Raw genomic sequence first — 6,079 nt, 5'->3', positions numbered from 1 at the left:
GCGCACGGCCGGCGCGGTGAGCCCGGGCGGTGCGCCGGCAGAACTGTCGGTCAGCTCAAGAGCGAAGCCGTCGAGGACGTCGCGGACATGGTCGAACGCCTGGAGGACATCACGGTCCGGAGCGAACCGATAGTTGATCGTAACCGCGCAGGCATCCGGGATGACGTTGCCGGCGACGCCGCCGCCGACCCGCACGGCGTTGAGGCCCTCGCGGTACGTACAGCCGTCGATCGTCACCTCCCGCGGTCGGTACGCGGCCAGGCGCTCCAGCAACGGCGCGGCGCGATGGATCGCGTTATCGCCGAGCCAGGCCCGCGCCGAGTGCGCCCGGCGTCCGCGCAGCGTGGCCACAACCCGCAGGGTGCCCTGACAGCCCGCCTCGATCTCCCCCGATGTCGGCTCCAGGAGGACCGCGAGATCGGCGTCCAGCCAGTCGCGATGGTGCGCGGCAAGCCGGCGTAGCCCGTTTCGGTCGGCGCAGACCTCCTCGTTGTCGTAGAAAACCCAGGTGACGTCGTGCGCAAGGCCGTCAACCATGCCGCCGCCAGCCATGCCGCCAGCCATGCCGTCAAGCAGGGTGGCGGCCAGCCGCAGCATCACTGCCACCCCCGACTTCATGTCGGACGTTCCGCAGCCGTAGAGCCGACCGTCCACGGCCCGAGCCGGTACGTTGTCCGCGATCGGCACGGTGTCAAGATGGCCGGCCAGCAGCACCCGGGTCGGTCGGCCCAGGTCGGTGCGGGCGACGACGGCGTCGCCATCACGGTCCACCCGCAGTCCGGCGAGGTCCGCCAGCGCCCCTTCGACCAGGTCGGCCAGGGCGGCCTCGGATCCGCTCTCGGACGGGACGTCGACCAGGGCGCGGGTCAGCTCCGCCGCCGGGACGGTGAGGTCCAGCCGTGTGCCCGGAGGCCGTAGTCCCTGGTGCGCCAGTGGCGAGCTCTCAGGTGGCAACGCCGTGCTCCCGCAGGACGTCGTTGAGCGCGAGCTTGTCGTGGATCTCGCCTTCGGCCAGCGTCCGCAGCACCAGGACACACGGCATCGCGAAGTCCCCGCCGGGAAACGACTTCACCCGGCTCGACCCCACCGCCACCGCCCGCGCCGGGATCTCCCCGCGGGGATACTCCTCGCCGGTGACAGCGTCGAACACGTGCGTGGACGCGGTCAGGATCGCGCCCGCACCGAGCTTGGCCCCGCGGCGCACCCGGGCGCCCTCCACCACCACGGCGCGACTGCCGATGAACGCGTCGTCCTCGACCACCACGGGCCTGGCGTTCGGCGGTTCCAGCACTCCGCCGATGCCGACCCCGCCGGACAGGTGCACCCGACGCCCGATCTGCGCACACGAACCGACCGTCGCCCAGGTGTCGACCAGCGTGCCGGCACCGACGTATCCGCCGATGTTGGTGTAGCTCGGCATCAGTACCGCGCCGGGTTCGATGTGCGCACCCCAGCGGACGATCGCGCCCGGCACGACGCGGACCCCGTCGAAGGACGTCTTGAGCGGCACCCGGTCGTGATACCGGAAGTCGCCGGCGCAGGACTCGACCATCGACAGTACCCGGAAGGCGAGCAGGATGGCGCGTTTCGCCCGTTCGTCCACGACGACGTCGCCGCCGCCGGTGACGTGCGCGACCCGCGCCCTCCCCGCGTCCAACAGGTTGATCGCCTCGACCACGACATCGTGGACACTGCGGCCGTCCGGCGCCTCGGTGGCGTCGGGACGGTCCCACAACAGGTCGACGACCGGGTCTATCGCGGAATCGATGATCTCATCCGAGGTACTCACGGTCCCGACCCTAACGAGGCGACCACCTCTCGTGCCCCACCGGCTCCGGCAAGCGGTGGATCATCGGATGTCCGGCGGCTCCGTGGTTACCCGAAATCCGGGGCGGGCACCGTGGTCATCGCCCGGCCATGACACCGCCGGCGCCGCGGCCGGGGCCGTCCCCGGATCCACGGTGAGCTCCGGGGCCCCACCCCGGTACCGGCCCCCCGGCGGGTGGACGGGGTCCGGCCAGCCCCCGGCCGTGGGCTGGCCACCGGTCGGCGGTCCGGCCTGCGGGAACGGCGGGACCGGATGCGCGCCGGTCTGGTACCCACCGCCGGGGTAGCCGCCGCCTGGATAGCCGCCGCCTGGATAGCCGGCGGACGGCGGTGGAGGTGCGGACGGCGGGTTGACCGGCTGCGGTGGTGGCAACATCGCCATCCGCTCCGGAACGGTGGCGACCTGGGCGTCCGGCCCGGTCAGCGCTATCCGTACGTGATGACGCCCAGCCTCGCCGTAGAACACTCCGGGCGCGACAAGCACACCCACGCCTGACAGGGCGTCCACCGTCGCCCACGCATCTTCCCCGCGGGTCGCCCACAGATAGAGCCCGGCCTCGCTGTGTTCGATCGTGAATCCGGCGACGGCCAACGCCGCGGCGAGCACCGCGCGCCGGTTGGCGTAGCGCGCCCGCTGCTCGGCAACGTGCATGTCGTCGGCCAGCGCCGCGGTCATGGCCGCCTGAACCGGCGTCGGGACCATCGACCCGCAGTGCCGCCGCACTTCCAACAACCCGGCGACAAGCCTTGGATCCCCGGTGACGAAGCCGGCGCGGTAGCCGGCGAGGTTCGACCGCTTGGACAACGAGTGAACGGCGAGCAGCCCCTCGTGGGAGCCGCCGCAGACATCGGGATGCAGCACCGAGACGGGCCGGGCTTCCCAGCCCAGCTCGATGTAGCACTCGTCACTGGCGACGACGATGCCGCGATCTCGGGCCCAGCCCACGACCGCCCGCATCTCGTCCACGGTCAACACCCGGCCCGACGGGTTGGCCGGGGTGTTCAGCCAGATCAGGGCCACGCCGTCCGCCGGGCCGAGCACCGGTTCGCAGCCAGCCAGCAGGGCACCGACCTGGTAGGTCGGATATGCCGGTGTCGGTATCCAGATCCGGTCGCCCGGCCCGAGCCCGAGTTGGCTCGGAAGCTGCGCGACCAGTTCCTTGGTCCCGATCACCGGCAGAACGGCGGTCGACTCGACGATCACCCCGAGCCGGCGCGCCAGCCAGCCCGCCGCCGCGTCCCGCAACTCAGGCGTGCCGGCGGTGGCCGGATAGCCAGGGGCGTTCGCCGCCGCCGCAAGGGCGTGCTGAACCGCGAGCGGGGTCGGGTCCACCGGCGTGCCGACCGACAGGTCGACGATGCCGTACGGGTGTGCGCGGGCCTTGTGCGCGAACGGCGCAAGAGCATCCCAGGGGAAGTCAGGCAACCGTACCCGGGAGTGGCGGGCCTGCCGGAACGCTCCGGCAGGCCCTGTAGGCCCGGTCAGGACTCGCCCTGCGGCGCCAACGTGGCGACGCTGGGTGGGTCGAACTCGAGCGCGCCCACCTTCGACGCCCCGCCAGGCGAGCCGAGCTCCTCGAAGAAGACGGCGTTGGTATCGGTGAAGCCCTTCCACTGATCCGGGACGTCGTCCTCGTAGTAGATGGCTTCGACCGGACAGACGGGCTCACACGCTCCGCAGTCGACGCACTCGTCAGGCTGGATGTAGAGCATCCGTCCGCCTTCGTAGATGCAGTCGACCGGGCACTCCTCGATGCAGGCCCTGTCCTTGACATCGACGCAGGGCTCCGCGATGACGTAGGTCACCGGTTGTTCCTCCTCGGCTCACGGGCGACTGATTCCCTAGTATCGACCTCAACGGTTCTGTGTCGACAACAAGGGCGTTTGCTTGTCGTGTATGTCGTCCGTATCACTCCTGCTGACACCGGCGCCAGAGTCTCGGTACGCCGGCGGGTCGCCGGTCCGTTGCCGCTGACCGACGTCGTCGGGCACCTGTTGTCCTGGACCGATCGACGTCTGACGATACGGACCAGAGACGGTTCCATCGTGACGGTGGCCGAAGATGATCTCGTTGCAGGTCGGCGGGTGCCGCCAGCGCCGGTCCGCAGATCATCCGCCGGACCGGCGACGGTAGAGCCGACGGTAGAGCCGACGGTAGAGCCGGACGTGCAGAGGGCCGAGCCGAAGGCAGTACAGAGCGCTGGGCAGACGGAGGCGAATCCGCAATGAGTGCCCGAACACGACGTCAGTTCGCCGACATCGTCCGACAGGATCCGATCGATGTCGGCCTGGCCTGCATGCTGATCGCGGCCGAGGTCGAACCGGAGATCGACCCGGGACGCGAGCTGGGCCGATTCGACCTCCTCGCCGCGGACGCCGGCAGCCTCCTGGGCATCACGCCGAGCGAGGTGGGCGCCACGGGCGACCGACCCGCGGGCGACCGACCCGCGGGCGACCGACCCGCGGTTGGACCCACCGTCGGACCCGTCGCCCGACGGACGCTCGCCGGGCTGGACGTGCGGACCGCCGCCGAGATCCTGCGGGAGACGCTGGGAACGCGGGCCGGCTTCCACGGTGACGCGGGCGACTTCGACAGTCTGCACGCGTCCCTGCTCACCTCGGTACTCCGCCGCCGGCACGGCCTGCCGATCCTGTTGTCGATCGTGTGGACGGAGGTCGCCCACCGGCTCGGCGTCCCCGCATACCCGATCGGCCTGCCCGGCCACGTCATCGTCGGTGTCGGCTCACCCGAGCGCCAGGTGCTGGTCGACCCGTTCGCCGGCGGCCGGATGATCACCGTGCACGAGGCGGCGGAGAAGGTCCGCTCCGCCGGCGTGGCGTTCACCCGGTCCCACCTCGAACCGATGAATGCGACAGACCTGCTCATGCGGGTGCTGGGCAACATCCGGGTCTGGGCGGCACGGTCGGAGGCCGTCGCGACCCGCCTGTGGGCTGTCGAATTGTCCCTGTTGCTGCCCCACCATCCGACCCACCTGCTTCGGGAAAGGGGCGAGCTGCGCGCCCGCCTCGGTGACTTCCGCGGCGGCGCCGACGATCTGGCGACCTTCGCCGACGCGGTCGCGTCCCCGGAACCGGCCGCTGCCGCCGCGGCCCGCGAGGCTGCACGCGCCGCCCGCGCCCGCCTGAACTGATGGTGGACGGATCAGCCGGCGGCCAGTGCCCGGTATGTCCCCTCGTAGAACAGCAGGGGAGGTACGTCCCGGCCGGATCCGTCCAGCGCCACGACCTCACCGAGCAGCAGCGTATGGTCACCACCCTCGTAGGTGAGGACCGTACGACACTCGAACGCAGCGAGCGCGTCGTCCAACAGGACCACACCGGTCACCGACCCGACGGAGTGCTTCCAGTTCCCGAAGAGGGTCGCCGCGTCGTACCGGTTCTGGCTGGCGAAGAAACGGGACGCGTCCTGCATGTCAGCGGCGAGTACGGAAACGCCCCAGACGCCCGCACCGAGAACCGGCGCGTGAAAGCGGGACGTCTTGCGGACGCTGACGAGCACCAGCAGCGGGTCGAGCGACACGGAGGTGAACGAGTTCGCGGTGACCGCGAACGGCTGGCCGTCGAGAACGGTGGTGATAACCGTGACACCTGTTGCGAAACGCCCGACCGCCCGGCGGAAGGCGTCCGGATCGACGGCCACGCGAACACGCTACTCCCGTAGGGCACTGACACGTCCCCTCCGGCCCGGTCGTGACAACTGGCACATCCGAGCCTGCCGCACTTTCTCGGCGGACGCTGATATGCATCCCGTCAGGACCCGGGTCCTGACCCGGGTCCAGGCCCGGGTCCAGGCCCGGGCCTGGAGCCGGACCGTGACGCCGGTATTGCTGACAGCCCACGACGGGGCGAGCCGAGCACCGCGACGACAACCGGAGCCGTCGCGCCGATGACCAGAAACAGATATCCGGCGGTACTCGCCCGCAAGAGGAGATCACCTTCAGGACGCGAGCTGGCGAACACCAACACGATCGGAATCCAGGCCGCAAGAACAATCATGGCACCAAGGCGGGTGCCGGTGAGCCACCGCACCAGCATCGCCACCCCGACGTTTCCGACCAGCGCCAGGACCACTCCGGCTGATATCAGGATCCCGCCGGGACGAGGGCCCGCCGGGACGAGGAACACCCCGTAGAAACCGAGCGCGAGACCGGCCAGCCAGCCGAACGTATAGGCCGACCCCAGGAAGAGTCGGGACGGTTCGCACTCGACACGACCGCTGTCCTGATTCACA

7 protein-coding genes are annotated in these 6,079 nt (G+C 70.5%); 1 reads left to right on the top strand and 6 read right to left on the bottom strand.

Annotated features, from left to right (window positions below; all coding sequences use genetic code 11):
• The 4 genes from dapE to fdxA all read right to left on the bottom strand — a co-directional run.
• The coding region (gene dapE, locus U9983_RS14060) for a succinyl-diaminopimelate desuccinylase (protein ID WP_322754459.1) at positions 1-954 on the bottom strand (954 nt) is incomplete at its 3' end.
• Positions 944-1,789: a 2,3,4,5-tetrahydropyridine-2,6-dicarboxylate N-succinyltransferase gene (locus U9983_RS14055; protein ID WP_322754458.1), complete on the bottom strand. Its 846-nt coding sequence runs from the start codon at positions 1,787-1,789 to the stop codon at positions 944-946. The genes U9983_RS14055 and dapE, both read right to left, overlap by 11 nt.
• Positions 1,790-1,849: 60 nt before the next feature.
• Positions 1,850-3,253 carry a succinyldiaminopimelate transaminase gene (gene dapC / locus U9983_RS14050; protein WP_322754457.1) on the bottom strand — a complete coding sequence of 468 codons (1,404 nt, stop codon included), beginning with the start codon at positions 3,251-3,253 and terminating at the stop codon, positions 1,850-1,852.
• A gap of 56 nt (positions 3,254-3,309) precedes the next feature.
• Positions 3,310-3,633 (bottom strand): ferredoxin, encoded by a 324-nt coding sequence (gene fdxA, locus U9983_RS14045; protein WP_322754456.1) that lies wholly within the window; start codon positions 3,631-3,633, stop codon positions 3,310-3,312.
• Between the two features lie 419 nt (positions 3,634-4,052).
• Here fdxA and U9983_RS14040 point away from each other — a divergent pair, with 419 nt between their 5' ends.
• Entirely contained in the window at positions 4,053-4,979 is a 927-nt protein-coding gene (locus tag U9983_RS14040; RefSeq protein WP_322754455.1) for a transglutaminase-like domain-containing protein, read from the top strand.
• A gap of 11 nt (positions 4,980-4,990) precedes the next feature.
• On the opposite strand, the gene U9983_RS14035 is transcribed toward U9983_RS14040, so the two are convergent.
• A complete protein-coding gene (locus tag U9983_RS14035) occupies positions 4,991-5,488 on the bottom strand; it encodes a flavin reductase family protein (RefSeq protein ID WP_322754454.1) in 498 nt (165 codons plus the stop codon).
• Positions 5,489-5,598: 110 nt separating this feature from the next.
• The gene (locus U9983_RS14030; RefSeq protein ID WP_322754453.1) at positions 5,599-6,078 is read right to left on the bottom strand and encodes a DUF6113 family protein; all 480 of its coding nucleotides are present in this window, start codon (positions 6,076-6,078) and stop codon (positions 5,599-5,601) included.
• Between the last annotated feature and the right edge of the window lies 1 nt (position 6,079).

Origin of the sequence: Protofrankia sp. Cas3 (assembly GCF_963555955.1) — a bacterium.
In the GTDB taxonomy this organism is placed as follows: domain Bacteria; phylum Actinomycetota; class Actinomycetes; order Frankiales; family Frankiaceae; genus Protofrankia.
The sequence above is the reverse complement of the archived record's forward strand: the minus strand, read 5'-3'. Positions and strand labels throughout refer to the sequence as shown.

What these genes read in the sequence shown, in the direction of transcription:
- U9983_RS14040 (WP_322754455.1), top strand. Translation starts at nt 4,053, where the DNA reads ATGAGTGCCCGAACACGACGTCAGTTCGCCGACATCGTCCGACAGGAT.